The organism is Actinomadura sp. 3N508 (assembly GCF_044326375.1).
In the GTDB taxonomy this organism is placed as follows: domain Bacteria; phylum Actinomycetota; class Actinomycetes; order Streptosporangiales; family Streptosporangiaceae; genus Spirillospora.
In genome coordinates this window covers 383,819-399,102 of the sequence record NZ_JBIRAX010000006.1, presented here as the reverse complement: position 1 = coordinate 399,102, position 15,284 = coordinate 383,819, and the positions used below count along the sequence as shown (strand labels likewise).

Below are 15,284 nucleotides of genomic sequence, written 5' to 3'. Positions count from 1 at the left end.
TCAGACCTCCGGGACGAAGTCGTAGGGCGGGAGCGGCCCGATCAGCCGGACCCGGACCCGTTCGGCGCCGGCCCGGGCCAGGTCGTCGACCGTCTGCTCGAACTCGGCGCGGCGGTCGGCGCCGACCAGGAACGAGGCGTCCAGGACGTCCTCCTCCCGGACGGGCGGCTTGCTGGTGAAGGCCTCGGCGGCGGGCGCGGCGGCCTCCAGCAGCGCCTGCCCGTCGCGGTCGCGGAGCCGCTGCATGGCCTGCGCGATCAGCTCGCCGAGCCGGACACGGTCGTAGTAGACGGCGTCGGCGATGTCGGGCGGCACCTCCCGCAGCCGCCGTGACAGCTCGGCGATCTCCGGCTCGGCCGTCATGATCTCGCGGAGCACCGTGTCCTGGACGTAGGTGGCCTTCACCCGCAGCTCGACCTTGCCGTCGAGCTCGTCGAGGACCTGCCCGAGCCGTTCGGCGTTGGCGGCCAGCAGTTCCTTCTGCACGGCGGCGCGGTCGGCCATCGCCGCCCCGAACCGGAACGGCACCACCACGGTCCCGGCCTCGACCAGCGCGGTCAGCACCCGCTGGTGCGCGACCAGGTCGGCGCGCTCGCCGAGCGCCCGCCCGCCGGGCAGCGCGCTGACGACCGCGGCGCACGCGCCGCCGTCCTCCACCAGCGACACCGGCCGCTCGTCCAGGCCGGTCACCTCGGGCGGCAGGACCGCGCCGGAGCGGGTCACCCCGTACACGTACTGCGGATCCCCGGCGGCCGGGGATTGCGGGGTGCTCATTCCTCGTCCTCCTTCTTGCGGGACGAGCGGCGCCGCGCGGGCTGCCTCTCCTCGTCGGAGTCTCCGGATTCGCCGGAGTCACCGCCGCCGAAGGTCTCCTTCAGCCGCTCCTGTGCCCCTTCCAGCGCGCCTCGCGTCTTCTTCTTCGCGCCCGACTCCTGCAGCCCCTCCAGGAGCTGCGGCAGGCCCTGCGAGGTTCCGTTGTTGGTCAGGTCGAGCCGGTTGCAGGCCTCGGCGAACCTCAGATAGGTGTCGACGCTGGCGACCACGATCCGCACGTCCACGGTGAGGAGTTCGATCCCCACCAGCGAGACCCGCGCGAACACGTCGATCACCAGTCCCTTCTCCAGGATCAGGTCGACGACGTCGGCCAGGCTGCTGCTGCCCGACCCGCCGCGCTGGACGTAGCCGGTGCCCGAGGTCTGCTGGGCGATCGGCCCAGTCATGGCATCCGCTCCCTCGATCGGGGGTGTTGTCTGGCATGGCGGGTGGTACCCGCACTGATCCGCCTAAACAGGACCCCCGGTTTCGGTCATCGGCCGGTCAAGGCTGCAGGTGGGCGCCCCGCCGCAGGTCGGGCGGGGTACGGCGGGCGGTACGGCGGGGCGCGGCCGGGGGCGCGGCAGGGGCGCGGGGGTCAGCGTTTCCGGGCGGTGAGGCGCCCGACGAGGACGCCCGCGGCGGCGGCCGCCGCGATCGGCGCGGCCCGCAGGAGCCGGGCGAGCGTGACCAGCCGCGCCAGCCCGGCGACCCGCCCCGGCAGCGCCGCGACCCGTCCACCGGCCTGGTCCGCGCCCTTGCGGACGCCGCTCCGGACGCCGCGCGCCGCGTCCTCGGTCGCGGTGGCGGTGGCGCCGGCGGAGTCGTTGATCCGTCCGGACTTGGCGCGGGAGACGTGGGGGGTGTTCATCATGCGTCCCTTCCATCGGGGGTTGCCGGAGTGTCGCGCCTACCCGGCCCCGTCACCGCAAACATGCGGCCGGGCGCCGGGCACGGTTGGAACCGTCCCGCCGGGTATGCCGGAGGCCATGCCCGACGACCCCATGCCCGACAACCCCGCACCAGCGGCCGCGCGCCCCGGGCCCGCGCGGCGCGCCGCCGAGCCCCTGGCCTGGTGGACGGTGCTGCTGGCCGGGTACCTCGCGCTCGCGGCCGGCATCACCGTCACCGAGATCACCGTCGGGGCTCTCACGGCCGCCGCCTGCGCCGCCGCCGCGGTCGCCGGGCACCGCGCCCTGCTGTCCCCGGGCCGCGCCCGGCGGGCCGTCCCGCCCGCGCGGGTCCTGCCGGCGCTGGCGCCGCTGCCCGCCCAGATCACCGCCGACACCGCCCGCGTCCTGGTGCGCGGCCCCACCGGCGGGCGGTGGACGGACCTGGGGGTCGCGCCCGGACCCGCCGGCCGCGCGGCCGCGACGCTGCTGCTGTCGTCCTCCCCCGGCACCTACGTCGGCGCCGTCGACCCCGACCGGGGGCTGCTGCGCGTGCACCGCCTCGCCCGCGGCCCGTCCCCGCTCGAGCGGCGCCTGCGCGCCGCCGGGCTGGTCACCGGCCCCGCCGGGGAGGCGCCGTGAAGAGCGACGTGCTGAACACCGCGGTGCCCGCCCTGGCCGTCATGGCCGGGGCGCTGTTCCCGGTGCTGCTGGCCACCCTCCACGGCCGCCCCGCCGCACGCCTCGCCGGGCTGATCGTCACCGGGCCGCTGGTCACGCTGGTCACGATCCTGCTCGCCGCCGCCTACGGCCGTCCCGCCTACCTCGACGTCGCGCTGGTGCTGGCGCTGCTGTCGTTCGCCGGGTCGCTGGTGTTCGCGCGGTTCCTCGCCCGGACGCTGTGAGCCGGGAGACGCGATGACCCTCGACCTGCTAGCCGACGTCCTGACCTGGGCCGGAGCCGCCGTCGCCGTGGCCGCCGGGCTGCGGCTGGCCGCCGCCCGGGGCGCCGCCGCCCGCCTGCACGCCGCCGCGCCCGTCACCGCGGCGGCCGCGCCGCTGCTCATCGCCGGGACGGCGCTGCGGCCCTGGTCGTCGTGGCACGACGTCGCCAAGCTCGCCGTCATCGCCGTGCTGCTCACCGCGACCGGGCCCGCCACCGTCGTCACCGCCGCGCAGGCCGCCGAACGCGCCACCGCCGACCCGGGAGGACGCCAGAAGGGGACGGAGGCGAACCCGCCGTGACCACCGCCGAGCCGCTGGATGCCCTGTCGGGGCCGCTCGCCGACGCGCTCATCTGCCTCGCGCTCGCCCTGGCCGCGCTCATGGCGACCGCGGTCGTGCTGACCCGCCGCACCGTCCGGCAGGCGATCGTGCTGTCGGGCTACGGGCTGGTCCTCGGGCTGCTGTTCCTGATCCTGCAGGCACCCGACGTCGCCATGTCCCAGATCGGGGTCGGGACGGTCCTGCTGCCGCTCATCGTCGTCCTGGCGCTGCACGCCACCCGCCGCCACCGCGACACCACCGGCCGCGAGGACGCGAACCGGGAGGACGGGAAGGAGGCGCGGCGGTGAACGCCCGCGCCCGCCTCGCGCTGTTCGGCTCCGGCGCCGCCGGCACCGCCGCGCTCTTCACCGCCGGGGCGCTCGGCCTGCCCGGCTTCGGCGGCGCCGTCCACCCCTACGCCGACCGCGCCGTCGGGCAGGCCCTCGCGCACGGCACCCCCAACGCCGTCGCGTCGGTCACCTTCGACCAGCGCGCCCTCGACACCGTCGGCGAGGAGCTCATCCTGCTGTCGGCCGCGGTCGCCGCCGTGGTGCTGCTGCGCGCCGTGCGCCGCGAGGAGGAGGACGCCGGCGGCGCGCACCGGCACGGGCCCGCCGAGGTGCCCGACGCGCTGCGCCTCATCGGGTACCTGCTGCTGCCGGTCACCCTCGCCGCCGGGGTGTACGTCGTCGCGCACGGGCACCAGTCCCCCGGCGGCGGGTTCCAGGGCGGTGTCGTCCTCGGCACCGCCATCCACCTGCTGTACCTGGCGGGCGACTACCCGGCGCTGCAGCGGCTGCGGCCCATCCCGCTGTTCGAGACCGCCGAGGCCGTCGCCGCCGCCGTGTTCGTCGTGCTGGCGCTGGCCGCCACCGGGTGGGCCGCCACCGGGCGGGTGCCCGCGCTCAACGGCGCCGTCGGCGCCGAGGTCGGCTGCGCGCTGGTCCTGCTGCTCGGCAAGTTCTTCGAGCAGGCCCTCCTCGTCCGCGACACCGGCCCCGCCGCCCGGCCCGCCGCCCGCCGTGCCCGCCACCCCGGGGAGCCGCCGTGAGCGTCCTGCCCTACCTGACCGCCGGCTGGATCATGCTCGCCGGCGTCTACGGGATCGTCACCAGCCGCGACCTGATCCACGCCGTGGTGTGCCTGTCGGTCACCCAGTCCGGCACCTACGTGCTGCTGCTGGCCATCGGATACCGCTCCGGCGCCACCGCGCCGGTGTTCTCCGACCGGCCGGCGCCGCCCGCGGGCGGGCCCGTCACCGACCCCGTCGTGCAGGCCATGGCGCTCACCGACATCGTCGTCGGCGCCACCGTCACCGCGCTGCTGCTCGCCCTGGGCGTCCAGGTCGCCCGGCGGCGCGGCACCCTGGACCCCGGCGCGCTGCGCTCGCTCGAACCGTGATCCTGCAGCTCACCGTCGCGGTGCCCGTCCTGGCCGCCGCGCTGCTGGCCGCGACCGGGCGGTGGCTGCCGCGGCTGGCCGTCGACGTCACCGCGCTCGCCTGCGCCGCCGCGGTCACCGGCCTCACCGCGCTCACCCTCGCCCGCTGCGGCCACGACCCGCAGGTCGTGTGGCTCGGCGGGTGGGGGCCCGGCACCGGCGTCGGGATCCCCCTGGCCGCCGACCCGCTCGCCGCCGCGCTCGCCTGCGTCGCCGCCGCGCTGACCCTGGCCGCGCTGGCGTTCTCCTGGCGGTACTTCACCGAGATCCAGGCGACCTTCCACGCGCTGGTCCTGCTGTTCCTGGCCTCGATGTGCGCGTTCACCTACACCGGCGACCTGTTCGACGCGTTCGTGTTCTTCGAGCTGATGAGCGTGGTCGCGTTCGCGCTGACCGGATACCGGTCCGAGGAGCCCGCCACCGTCCACGGCGCGCTGAACTTCGGGATCGTGCAGTCGATCGGCGCCTACCTCACCCTCGCCGGGATCGCCCTGGTCTACGGCCGCACCGGGGAACTGGGCCTGGCCACCGCCGGAGGCCGCCTCACCGGCACCCGGCAGGGCGACGCGCTGGTCACCGCCGCGTTCGTGCTGATCTGCACCGGCTACCTGGTCAAGGCCGCCGCCGTCCCGTTCCACTTCTGGCTCGCCGACGCCCACGCCGTCGCGCCCACCCCCGTCTGCGTGCTGTTCTCCGGCGTCATGGTCGAACTCGGCGTGTACGGGGTCGCGCGGACGTACTGGGCGGTGTTCCCCGGGCTGGTCCCGCTGCGCGCCATCGCCGTCCTCGGCGCCGCCGCCGCGCTGCTGGGCGCGGTGATGTGCGTCCTGCAGCATCACGTGAAACGGCTGCTGGCCTATTCGACCATCAGCCACGCCGGGCTGCTGCTGGTCGGTGTCGCCGCCGCGACCCCGGGCGCGCTCGCCGGCGCCGCCTACTCCCTGGCCGGGCACGCCGGGGTGAAGGGCGCGCTGTTCCTGGCCGCGGGGGCGCTGCTCAACCGGCACGAGAGCGTCGACGCCCGGGAGCTGCGCGGACGCGGCCGCGGTATGCCCGTCTCCGGTGTCACGTTCCTGGTGGGCGGGCTGTGCCTGGCCGGGCTGCCGCCGTCCGGGCTGTTCGCGGGGCATTCGGTCACCGAGCACGCCGCGCTCGAGGCCGGATGGTGGTGGTACACGCCGCTGTCGGTCGCGGTGTCCGCGCTCACCGCCGCCGCCGTCCTGCGCGTGTGGCTCGTGGTGTGGCGCGCCGCCCCCACCGGCCGCGACCCGGGCGGTGCCGAGCCGGAGGGCGGGCACGAGGACCCCGAGACGCCGGTGACGCTTCGCTCCATCCCGTGGACGATGCTCGCCCCCGGCATCGTCCTGCTCGGCGCCGGGCTGGCGGCCGGGCTGATCCCCGGCGGGCCCGTCGCCGCCGCGGCCGAGGCGTTCGCGAGCCGGGACGCCTACGCCGCGCTCGTCCTGGACGGCCACCTCCCGCCCGCCCCGCAGGCCCCGCCCGCCGACCCGTGGACCCTGGCCGGGCTCGCCGGCGCCGCCGTCACGCTGCTGCTCGCCGCGGCCATCGCCGCCACCTCCGCCCACCGCTCCGCCCACCGCTCCCGCGAACGCTCCACCGGGCGCTCCACCGGGCACGGCCGTCCCGCGGCCGGGCACCCGGCCCGCCGGTTCCCCGGGCGCGCCGCCGCCGGGGCCGCCGCGCGCCTGCACGCCCTGCATTCGGGGCACATCGGCGACTACGCCGCCTGGCTCACCGCGGGCGTCGCCGTCCTGGCCCTGCTCACCGCCCGCTTCTGACCCCGCGACGGTTCCGGGTCACACGCTCCAGAGGCGGCGCTTGCGGTAGTGCGGCTCCCACGTCACTCGGTTCAGGTCGCGCAGCGGCGCCGGCAGCGCGGTCAGGAACCGGCTCCGCCGGATCGGCGCGATGCCGTCGACCACCCACGGCACGAACGTCGGCGTCCTGGCCTCCCAGCGCCGCTCGGCCTCCTCGGCCAGCGCCCGCCACTCCTCGGCCGCCAGCGCCGACTCCGCCAGCGGCAGCACCCCCGACTCCTCGTGCCGCAGGTGCACCTCCAGCGCGGCGCGCAGCTCGGCCACCGCCGGGCGCAGGTCACCGCCGTCCTCCAGCGCCGCGTCGATCCGGCCGATCAGCGGCTCGAGCCGGGCGTGCTCGGCGCGGACCTCGGCCAGCACCGCCAGCTCCGCCCGGCGGCCCGCCACCGCCCGCTCCACCCGCGGCCACAGCGCACGGTCTTCCAGGTCGTGATGCGCGCGGAACAGCTCCTTGAAGTTCTCCCACCCCGCGCGGACGTGCGAGGCCCGGCCCTTGCCCGCCGCCACCGCCGCCGCGAACCGGTCCATGTCCCGCAGGAACGCCTCGTGCGCGGCGCGCAGGATGGTGTGGCAGGTCATCTCGCGCGGCTGAATCGCGATTGCTTCCATACCTTTAAGAGCCCCGGACGGCCCCCTGATGTGACGCGTCCGCGCGGCAAGAGACCCAACTCACACCCCCACGGCGGGTGCGGGCGGCAGGGGTCAGGCGCGGGCGGCGATAGCGGTCTCGATGCCGTCCAGGACCAGGGCCAGCCCGCCCTCGAACGCGTCCCGCGCCGCCCGCTCCAGGAACGGCACCTCCTGCGCCGCACCCTCCCCATCGGTGATGCCGCTGGAGGTGTCCTCGGCGTGCAGCCGGGCCACCAGCGGGAACCGCTCACCGAAACGCGGCGCCAGCTCCCGCAGGACGCCCGCGCGGCCCGTCCACCACTCCTCCTCCGACAGGCCCGTCGCCCGCACCGCCTGCCGCGACTCGGCCAGCGTCAGCGCCGCGCCCCGCACCACGCTCGACAGCGCCGCCACCGCCCGCCGCACCCGCGGCGCCGGAAGGCCCGTCCCGGCCAGCACGCCCAGCAGCGCCTCCAGCGCCCGGTACTCCCCCGGCCCCAGCACCGGGCGCGCCTGCGACACCTGCAGCATCCACGGATGCCGCAGGTAGAACGCCCAGGAGTCCTCCGCCCACGCCGTCAGCGCCGCCCGCCAGCCCGCCGAGAGGTCATAGCCGCCCGGCAGCTCCCCCAGCGCCCGGTCGTACATCAGGTCCACCAGCTCGGCCTTGCCCGGCACGTAGGTGTACAGGGCCATCGCGGTGCGGCCGAGCCGCTCACCGACCGCGCGCATCGACAGCGCCGCCATCCCCTCGGCGTCGGCGACGGCGATCGCGGCGTCCACGATCACCGGCACGCTCAACCCCGGCCGCGGCCCCGGACGTGACCCGGGCCGTGACCCGGGACGCGCGCCCGCCGGCTCCCCGCCGGGGTCGGTGCGCCACAGCAGGTCCATGGAGCGGCGGGCGTCGCCCTGACCGGCGAAGACGACCACCTTGCATCTCCTTATGCCATAAACTAACGTGTCCGATCTGATCTCTTTACAGCCTAATCTATCGTGAGAGTCGAGGAAGCCCGCATGTCCCTGCCCCCCGCCGAGTGCACGGCGGCCGACGCGCACGACGTCATCGAGGTCCGCGGCGCGCGGGCCAACAACCTCGCCGACATCAGCGTCGACGTCCCCAAGCGCCGCCTGACCGTCTTCACCGGGGTGTCGGGGTCGGGCAAGTCCTCGCTGGTGTTCGGCACGATCGCGGCCGAGTCGCGGCGGCTGATCAACGAGACCTACACCGCGTTCGTGCAGGGCTTCATGCCGAGCGTCGGCCGTCCCGACGTCGACGCGCTGCGCAACCTCAGCGCCGCGATCGTCGTCGACCAGGAGCCGATGGGCGCCAACTCCCGCTCCACCGTCGGCACCGCCACCGACGCGCACGCCATGCTGCGGATCATCTTCAGCCGGCTCGGCGAGCCGCACGCGGGCACCTCCACCGCGTTCAGCTTCAACAGCGCCGAGGGCATGTGCCCCGAGTGCGAGGGCCTCGGCCGCGCCTCCCGCATCGACATCGACCAGCTCCTGGACCGCGACCTGTCGCTCGACGACGGCGCGATCACCGTCCCGAACTTCGGGACCGGCACCTGGTACTGGAAGGTCATCGCCCACTCCGGCCTGTTCGACCCCGGCACCCCGCTCCGCGACTACACCCCGGCCCAGTGGGACGACCTGCTCCACAAACCCGCCACCAAGATCAAGACCGGTGGCGGGACGATCAGCTACGAGGGACTGCTGGTCAAGGTCAAGCGCCTCTACCTCGACCGCGACACCGAGACGCTCCAGCCCCACATCCGCGCGTTCGTCGAGCGCGCCGTCACCTTCACCGCCTGCCCCGCCTGCGCCGGGACCCGCCTCAACCCCGCCGCGCTGGCCAGCCGCATCGGCGGCCTCAACATCGCCGACTGCGCCGCCCTGCAGATCAGCGACCTCGCCGGGTTCGTGCGCGGGATCGGCGACCCGTCCGTCGCGCCGCTGCTGCACACCCTCCAGGACACCCTGGACTCCATGGTCGAGATCGGCCTGGGCTACCTGAGCCTGGACCGCGAGTCCACCAGCCTGTCGGGCGGCGAGGCGCAGCGCGTCAAGATGGTCCGCCACCTGGGCTCCCCCCTCACCGACGTCACCTACGTCTTCGACGAGCCCACCATCGGCCTGCACCCCCACGACATCGCCCGCATGAACGGCCTGCTGCTGCGGCTGCGCGACAAGGGCAACACCGTCCTGGTCGTCGAGCACAAGCCCGAGACGATCGCGATCGCCGACCACGTCGTCGACCTCGGCCCCGGCGCCGGCTCGGCCGGCGGGCGCGTCTGCTACACCGGCGACGTCGCCGGGCTCCGCGCCTCCGGCACCCTCACCGGGCGGCACCTCGACCACCGCGCCCGGCTGCGCGAGAAGGTCCGCGAGCCGTCGGGGCACCTGGCCGTCAAGGGCGCCAGCCTGCACAACCTCAAAGGCGTCGACGTCGAGTTCCCCCTGGGCGTCCTCACCGTCGTCACCGGCGTCGCCGGGTCCGGCAAGAGCTCGCTGGTGCACGGGTCGCTGCCCGGCCGCGAGGGCGTCGTGGTGGTCGACCAGTCCGCGATCCGCGGGTCCCGCCGCTCCAACCCCGCCACCTACACCGGGCTGCTGGACGCGATCCGCGCCGCGTTCGCCAAGGCCAACGGCGTCCGCGCCGCGCTGTTCTCCGCCAACTCCGAAGGCGCCTGCCCGGCCTGCAAGGGCATCGGGCTGGTCTACACCGACCTGGCCATGATGGCCGGCGTCGCGACCGTCTGCGAGAAGTGCCGGGGCCGCCGCTACACCGACGAGGTCCTCGCCCACACCCTGCGCGGCAAGGACATCAGCCAGGTCCTGGCCATGCACGTCGAGGAGGCCCGCGAGTTCTTCACCACCGGGCAGGCCCGCGCCGTCCTGGACCGCCTCGCCGCCGTCGGCCTCGGCTACCTCGGCCTCGGGCAGCCGCTCACCACCCTGTCCGGCGGCGAGCGGCAGCGCCTCAAACTCGCCGTCCACATGGCCGGGAAGGCCGCCGTCTACGTCCTGGACGAGCCCACCACCGGGCTGCACCTGGCCGACGTCGACCAGCTGCTGGCGCTGCTGGACCGGCTCGTCGACGGCGGCGCCACCGTCATCGTCATCGAGCACCACCAGGCCGTCATGGCCCACGCCGACTGGATCATCGACCTGGGTCCCGGCGCCGGAGCCGACGGCGGCGAGATCGTCTTCACCGGCACGCCCGCCGACCTCGTCGCCCGCGGCGACACCCTCACCGCCCGGCACCTGCGCGACTACACCGGCCACACCGGCCGCGCCGGCGCTTGACCGGGGCTCAGCCGGGCACGAGCCAGTCGCCGTCGCGCATGACATCGCGCCCGCGCAGCTCGTTGACCTCGCGCCACGCCTGGATCCGCGACGGCCGCACCCGGAAGTACAGGTAGTGCTCGGCCTGCGACCGCGGATCGAAGCCGGCCTTGGCGGCGAACGCCTCCGCCGTGCCGCCGGGCAGCTCCGCGGCCTCCAGCGCCTCCACCAAGCCGTCGATCATGATGACGTCGCGGGTGTCCCCCACCCCGACGCGCACGACCCCCGACGCGCGCAGGTTCCGTCCCGTGACGCTCGCCGACGGTGTCGCGACCAGCAGCGAGGGCCCGCCCAGCGGAGCTCGTCCTTCGGACGGCGGTGGGTGGGCGCCGGAGGAGGAGGTCGCTTCCCACAGGAACGACAGCGGCACCATGTAGGGGGCGCCGGTCGACGGGTCGGCGGTGGCCACCCACGCGTCCACGTCGCGCCCGAGCCGGTCCAGGACGTCGCGTTTGCGCTGCTCGGGCGTGCGGGCGGGCGGGGGCATCGCGGGCTCCTCCTGATCGGCGAAGCCCAACGGTAGCCCCCGCCCGCCGCCCGGACGCGGCCGGCCGGGGGTCGGCCGGGGTCAGCCGCGCCCGGTCTTGGCCAGCGTCTCCACGTAGTGCGGGTTGGACATCACGCCCAGGATGTTGCCGAACGGGTCGAGGACCGACGCGGTGATGAACCCGCGCCCCTCACCCCGCTCGGTGATCTTCTCGTGCTCGGTGGCGCCGAGCGCCAGCAGCCGCGCCACCGTCGCCTCCAGGTCGTCGACGTGCCAGTACATGATCGCGCCGCCCGGGCCCGCCGCGTCCGCGCCGCCGGGACGGAACCGCGCGTCGATCAGGCCCAGCTCGTGCTCGTAGTCCCCGACCCGGAACTCGTAGTAGGCGACGCTCCCGCCCGGCCCCGGAACGCTGAAGTACGGCTGCACGCCCAGGAACTCGGCGTACCAGTCCTTGGCGGCCTCCATGTCGTCGGCCCAGAAGTTGATGGTGGCGAATCCTCGCAGCATGCCGTGTCTCCTTCACCGGGGCCGGGATCGGCTTCCCTGCCCGACGTCTACGACGCTATCCCGCCAATAGGTCATTGAAAGTCCTATTAGGACGGCAGGATGGAAAACATGCGCGATCCGTCCGGACGGCTGCTGCGGCTGCTGTCCCTCCTGCAGACCCCCCGCGAATGGTCGGGCACCGAACTCGGCGAACGGCTCGGCGTCACCCCCCGCACCATCCGCCGCGACGTCGACCGGCTCCGCGAGCTCGGCTACCCCGTCCACGCCACGCACGGCAACACCGGCGGCTACCGGCTCACCGCCGGCGCCGCGATGCCCCCGCTCGTGCTCGACGACGACGAGGCGATCGCCATCGCGATCGGGCTGCGCACCGCCGCCGCCAGCGCCCTCACCGGCATCGAGGACACCTCGCTGCGCGCCCTGGCCAAGCTGGAACAGGTCCTCCCGCACCGGCTGCGGAGCCGCGTCGCCGCCCTGTCGGAGGCCGCGGTGTCCCTGCCGCCGCAGGACGCCGCGCCGCCCGCCGCCGACCCCGCCGTCCTGGCCCAGCTCGCCGCCGCCTGCGTCACCCGCGAGAAGGTCCGCTTCGCCTACACCGCCGCCGGCGGCCGCCAGACGCGCCGCCACGCGCAGCCGCACCGGCTCGTCGCCGCGGGCCGCCGCTGGTACCTGGTCGCCTGGGACGAGGACCGCGCCGCCTGGCGCACCTTCCGCGCCGACCGCATCACCGAGCCGCACCGCACCGGCGTCCGCGGCCCTCAGCGCGAGCTGCCCGGCGGCGCCGACGCCGTCACCTGGGCCATGGACGCCCTCGCCGGCGGCTCCGGGACGATCCGCGCCCGGCTGCGGCTGCACCTGCCCGCCGAGGAGGCCGCCCAGCACGTCACCGCGTGGCAGGGCGTCCTGGAACCGGTCGACGACCGCTCCTGCCTCCTGCACACCCAGTCGGACTCGATGCGGTTCCTCGCCTACCGCATCACCCTGCTGACCGTCGACTACACCCTGCTCGACCCGCCCGAGCTCGCCGGGCACCTGGCCGCCATCGCCGGCCGCGCCACCCGCGCCATCCGCCCCTTCACCGAGCCGTGACCCCCCGGGCGGGCGCGGGGGCGACGGCGATGGGCGGCGGGTCAGGAGAGGGAGGTGTCGCCCAGCGACTCCAGCAGCGTGCGCAGCGACCCCGCCAGCCGCTCCCGCCCGGCCGCGTCCAGCCCCGCCAGCAGCCGCTCCTCGTTGGCCACGTGCAGGGCGACCAGCTCGTCCACGACCTCCAGGCCCCGCGCCGTCAGCCGGATCCGCACCGACCGCCGGTCACCGGCGTCCCGGACCCGCTCCACCAGGCCCTTGGCCTCCATCCGGTCGATCCGGTTGGTGATCGCCCCCGAGGTGACCATCGCCGCCCGCAGCAGCCCGCCCGCCGTCAGCTCGTAGGGGGCGCCGTGGCGGCGGAGCGTGGCCAGCACGTCGAACTCCCAGGGCTCCAGGCCGTGCGCGGCGAAGAACTCCTTCAGCTCCTTGCCGAGCAGCTGCTGCGCCCGGGAGATCCGCCCGATGACGCCCATCGGCGAGGGGTCCAGGTCGGGCCGCTCGCGCTCCCACTGCGCCACGATCGCGTCCACCGCGTCGGCCATGGGTCCTCCTCGATCCACAATCTCAACGTTGAGATTATCGCGGCGGGGCTGCCGCGGGGCGTCCTACGCCTCGCGGCGCCGGACCATCTCGGCGATCCACACCGGCGCGAACGGGGACGTGCAGCCCGGCGAGGTCGGATACTCCTTGAGCACCTCCAGGCGCTCGCCGATCCCGATAGCGCGGGCACGGTGCCCCGCGTGCTCGATCCCGATGGTGCTCAGGCACTCGTTCATCGCCCACTGCAGCCGCTCCGGGGCGTCCCTCATCTCCGCCTCGATGACGTCCAGCAGCCCGGCCAGGTCCAGGCCCTCGGGGCGCTTCACCACCCGCGCGGTGGTCAGCGCCCACCCGGCGCTCGCGACCACCGGGTCGGGGTCGGCGAACCACCCCACGCGCAGCTCCTCGGCGTGCGGGCTCTTCTTCACCACGTAGTTCACGAGCCACTCGTGCACCTTCGGGGTCCGCGCCTCGCGGAGCATGCCGTCCAGTTCCGCGCGGCCGAACGCCTTCGGGCGGCAGATCAGCAGCGCCAGCAGCCGCGCCGCGCCGTCACCGGTCTCCCACAGCCGGCACGCGAGGTCCTGCCGCGTCTTCAGCCGCTTGGCGATCGCCCGCAGCTTCCCGAGGTTCACGCCGTGATCGTCGCCGTGCCTCTCGTTCACCTCGCGGACCCTCGGGTCCTCCAGCGCGGCCAGCTCCGCCAGCACCCCTGCCAGCACCTCGTTCGCCGTCGTCTCGGCCGGCGTCGTCTCGGCCATCCCAGCCTCCTGTGCCCGTCGGACGCGGGCCTGAGAGCATATCCCCGGGCCGCCGCTCAGGCGCGCCGCCGGGCGTTGAGGCGGGCGGCCTGGCGCGTGAGGTGGTCGCGTTCCGGGACGTTGAGCGCCGACCGGGCCGCCTCGGCGTACAGCCGCGCCGCGGTCGCCGCGTCGCCGTCCCGCTCGTGCAGGTAGGCCGCGGCGGCGGTGTATCGGGGCAGGGACGGGTCGAGCTCGGCCAGGGCGGCCAGCCCGGCGCGCGGGCCGTCGGCCTCGCCGACCGCGACCGCGCGGTTGAGGCGTGCGACCGGGTTGCCGGTGAACCGCAGCAGCTCGTCGTACCACTCGACGATCTGCACCCAGTCGGTCTCCTCCACCGCCTGGGCGTCGGCGTGCAGCGCGGCGATGGCGGCCTGGGCCTGGAACTCGCCCGGCCGGTCGCGGGCGAGGGCCGCCTGGAGGATGGCGACGCCCTCGGCGATCAGGCGGGTGTCCCACCGGTCGCGGTCCTGCTCGGCGAGCGGCACGAGCCGGCCGCCGGGGCCGGTGCGGGCCGCGCGCCGGGCGTGGTGCAGCAGCATGAGCGCGAGCAGCCCCGCGACCTCCTCGTCGTCGATCATGGCCGCCAGCTGGCGGGTCAGCCGGATCGCCTCGGCGGCCAGGTCGACGTCGCCGGAGTAGCCCTCGTTGAACACCAGGTACAGCACGCGCAGCACCGTGGCGACGTCCCCCGGCTCGCGGAACCGGACGCCCGACACGGTCCGCTTGGCGCGGCTGATCCGCTGGGCCATGGTCGCCTCCGGCACCAGGTAGGCCTGCGCGATCTGCCGCGTGGTCAGGCCGCCGACCGCGCGCAGCGTCAGCGCGACGGCCGAGGCCGGGGACAGGGACGGGTGCGCGCACAGGAAGTACAGGTGGAGCGTGTCGTCCACCGCCTCGCCGGGGCCGGGCGCGGGTTCGGCCTCGAGGCGTTCCTCGCGGCCGCGGCGGGCGGTGTCGGCGCGGGAGGCGTCGAGGAACTTGCGCCACGCGACCGTGACCAGCCAGCCCTTGGGGTCCTGCGGCTGCTCGCCCGGCCATGCGCGGACGGCCTCGACCAGGGCGTCCTGCACGGCGTCCTCGGCCGCCGCGAAGCCGGCCCCGCGACGGACCAGGACGCCGATCACCGCGGGCACCAGGTCCCGCAGCAGCCTCTCGTTCATTCCGCGGCCGCGGCCGAGCCGTCCAGGAACGGCCGGACCTCCAGCCACTCGCAGACCGGCTCCCCGCCCGGCCCGGGCGCCGCCGACAGCTCCGCCGCCACCTGCACCGCGCGGTCCCACGACTCCACGTCGATGATGTACCACCCGGCGATCAGGTCCTTGGTCTCGGCGAACGGCCCGTCGGTCACCGGCGGCCGGCCCTCGCCGCCGTGCCGCACGAACGCGCCGCCGGGCGCCAGCGCCTGGGTGTCGACGAACTCGCCGCGCTCCTGCAGCCGGTCCGCGAAGTCGCGCATGAACCGCACGTGCGCGTCGACCTCCTCGGGCGTCCACTGGTCCATCGACCCGTAGTCGACGGCGGGCTCCGGCCCGCCCCGGTAGTGCTTGAGCAGCAGGTACTTGGCCATCGTGTTCTCCTCACGTGTCCGGGCCATCGTGGCCGTGGTCGGTTGTGGCCGTGTCGGTTGTGGCCGTGTTCGGGTTGC

At 75.3% G+C, this 15,284-nt stretch carries 20 protein-coding genes; 9 read left to right on the top strand and 11 right to left on the bottom strand.

What is annotated here, in order from left to right; genetic code table 11:
* From ACH34S_RS23630 to ACH34S_RS23620, 3 genes are all read right to left on the bottom strand, one after another.
* Nucleotides 1-774 carry a GvpL/GvpF family gas vesicle protein gene (locus ACH34S_RS23630; protein WP_395954936.1) on the bottom strand — a complete coding sequence of 258 codons (774 nt, stop codon included), beginning with the start codon at nt 772-774 and terminating at the stop codon, nt 1-3.
* Nucleotides 771-1,220, bottom strand: a complete 450-nt coding sequence (gene gvpJ / locus ACH34S_RS23625) for a gas vesicle protein GvpJ (protein WP_395954935.1) — start codon at nt 1,218-1,220, stop codon at nt 771-773. The genes ACH34S_RS23630 and gvpJ overlap by 4 nt, the downstream gene beginning before the upstream one ends.
* A 191-nt stretch (nt 1,221-1,411) precedes the next feature.
* Nucleotides 1,412-1,687 (bottom strand): hypothetical protein, encoded by a 276-nt coding sequence (locus ACH34S_RS23620; protein WP_395954934.1) that lies wholly within the window; start codon nt 1,685-1,687, stop codon nt 1,412-1,414.
* Between the two features lie 115 nt (nt 1,688-1,802).
* On the opposite strand from ACH34S_RS23620, the gene ACH34S_RS23615 reads away from it, so the two are divergent.
* The 7 genes from ACH34S_RS23615 to ACH34S_RS23585 are packed head-to-tail and all read left to right on the top strand — an operon-like array spanning nt 1,803 to nt 6,208.
* Nucleotides 1,803-2,345 (top strand): hypothetical protein, encoded by a 543-nt coding sequence (locus ACH34S_RS23615; RefSeq protein WP_395954933.1) that lies wholly within the window; start codon nt 1,803-1,805, stop codon nt 2,343-2,345.
* A complete protein-coding gene (locus tag ACH34S_RS23610; RefSeq protein WP_395954932.1) occupies nt 2,342-2,608 on the top strand; it encodes a monovalent cation/H+ antiporter complex subunit F in 267 nt (88 codons plus the stop codon). Before ACH34S_RS23615 ends, ACH34S_RS23610 begins: the two co-directional genes overlap by 4 nt.
* Nucleotides 2,609-2,621: 13 nt before the next feature.
* A complete protein-coding gene (locus tag ACH34S_RS23605) occupies nt 2,622-2,948 on the top strand; it encodes a monovalent cation/H(+) antiporter subunit G (protein ID WP_395954931.1) in 327 nt (108 codons plus the stop codon).
* Nucleotides 2,945-3,277: a hydrogenase subunit MbhD domain-containing protein gene (locus ACH34S_RS23600; protein WP_395954930.1), complete on the top strand. Its 333-nt coding sequence runs from the start codon at nt 2,945-2,947 to the stop codon at nt 3,275-3,277. The genes ACH34S_RS23605 and ACH34S_RS23600 overlap by 4 nt, the downstream gene beginning before the upstream one ends.
* Entirely contained in the window at nt 3,274-4,020 is a 747-nt protein-coding gene (locus tag ACH34S_RS23595) for an MnhB domain-containing protein (protein ID WP_395954929.1), read from the top strand. Before ACH34S_RS23600 ends, ACH34S_RS23595 begins: the two co-directional genes overlap by 4 nt.
* On the top strand, nt 4,017-4,370 hold the full coding sequence (locus ACH34S_RS23590; RefSeq protein WP_395954928.1) for a sodium:proton antiporter: 354 nt from the start codon (nt 4,017-4,019) through the stop codon (nt 4,368-4,370). The genes ACH34S_RS23595 and ACH34S_RS23590 overlap by 4 nt, the downstream gene beginning before the upstream one ends.
* A complete protein-coding gene (locus ACH34S_RS23585) occupies nt 4,367-6,208 on the top strand; it encodes a complex I subunit 5 family protein (protein WP_395954927.1) in 1,842 nt (613 codons plus the stop codon). Before ACH34S_RS23590 ends, ACH34S_RS23585 begins: the two co-directional genes overlap by 4 nt.
* A gap of 18 nt (nt 6,209-6,226) precedes the next feature.
* Here the strand turns inward: ACH34S_RS23585 and ACH34S_RS23580 are convergent, their stop codons facing one another.
* Both ACH34S_RS23580 and ACH34S_RS23575 read right to left on the bottom strand, forming a co-directional pair.
* Nucleotides 6,227-6,856, bottom strand: coding sequence for a hemerythrin domain-containing protein (locus ACH34S_RS23580; protein WP_395954926.1), 630 nt, complete (start codon nt 6,854-6,856; stop codon nt 6,227-6,229).
* Between the two features lie 93 nt (nt 6,857-6,949).
* On the bottom strand, nt 6,950-7,789 hold the full coding sequence (locus ACH34S_RS23575) for a TetR/AcrR family transcriptional regulator C-terminal domain-containing protein (RefSeq protein WP_395954925.1): 840 nt from the start codon (nt 7,787-7,789) through the stop codon (nt 6,950-6,952).
* An 84-nt stretch (nt 7,790-7,873) separates the two neighbouring features.
* Here ACH34S_RS23575 and ACH34S_RS23570 point away from each other — a divergent pair, with 84 nt between their 5' ends.
* Nucleotides 7,874-10,171: an ATP-binding cassette domain-containing protein gene (locus ACH34S_RS23570; protein ID WP_395954924.1), complete on the top strand. Its 2,298-nt coding sequence runs from the start codon at nt 7,874-7,876 to the stop codon at nt 10,169-10,171.
* Nucleotides 10,172-10,178: 7 nt separating this feature from the next.
* Here the strand turns inward: ACH34S_RS23570 and ACH34S_RS23565 are convergent, their stop codons facing one another.
* Together ACH34S_RS23565 and ACH34S_RS23560 are read right to left on the bottom strand one after the other, a co-directional pair.
* Complete coding sequence (locus ACH34S_RS23565; protein ID WP_395954923.1) at nt 10,179-10,697, bottom strand: pyridoxamine 5'-phosphate oxidase family protein; 519 nt, start codon at nt 10,695-10,697, stop codon at nt 10,179-10,181.
* Nucleotides 10,698-10,778: 81 nt separating this feature from the next.
* Nucleotides 10,779-11,207, bottom strand: a complete 429-nt coding sequence (locus tag ACH34S_RS23560) for a VOC family protein (RefSeq protein ID WP_395954922.1) — start codon at nt 11,205-11,207, stop codon at nt 10,779-10,781.
* A 108-nt stretch (nt 11,208-11,315) separates the two neighbouring features.
* Between ACH34S_RS23560 and ACH34S_RS23555 the strand changes: the two genes are divergently transcribed.
* A complete protein-coding gene (locus ACH34S_RS23555; protein WP_395954921.1) occupies nt 11,316-12,296 on the top strand; it encodes a helix-turn-helix transcriptional regulator in 981 nt (326 codons plus the stop codon).
* 41 nt (nt 12,297-12,337) lie between these two features.
* On the opposite strand, the gene ACH34S_RS23550 is transcribed toward ACH34S_RS23555, so the two are convergent.
* The 4 genes from ACH34S_RS23550 to ACH34S_RS23535 form a co-directional block, all read right to left on the bottom strand.
* The gene (locus tag ACH34S_RS23550) at nt 12,338-12,838 is read right to left on the bottom strand and encodes a MarR family winged helix-turn-helix transcriptional regulator (protein WP_395954920.1); all 501 of its coding nucleotides are present in this window, start codon (nt 12,836-12,838) and stop codon (nt 12,338-12,340) included.
* A 63-nt stretch (nt 12,839-12,901) separates the two neighbouring features.
* Complete coding sequence (locus ACH34S_RS23545; protein ID WP_395954919.1) at nt 12,902-13,597, bottom strand: DNA alkylation repair protein; 696 nt, start codon at nt 13,595-13,597, stop codon at nt 12,902-12,904.
* A 56-nt stretch (nt 13,598-13,653) separates the two neighbouring features.
* Nucleotides 13,654-14,799, bottom strand: a complete 1,146-nt coding sequence (locus ACH34S_RS23540) for an RNA polymerase sigma factor (RefSeq protein WP_395954918.1) — start codon at nt 14,797-14,799, stop codon at nt 13,654-13,656.
* Entirely contained in the window at nt 14,796-15,206 is a 411-nt protein-coding gene (locus ACH34S_RS23535) for a YciI family protein (protein WP_395955084.1), read from the bottom strand. Before ACH34S_RS23535 ends, ACH34S_RS23540 begins: the two co-directional genes overlap by 4 nt.
* Between the last annotated feature and the right edge of the window lie 78 nt (nt 15,207-15,284).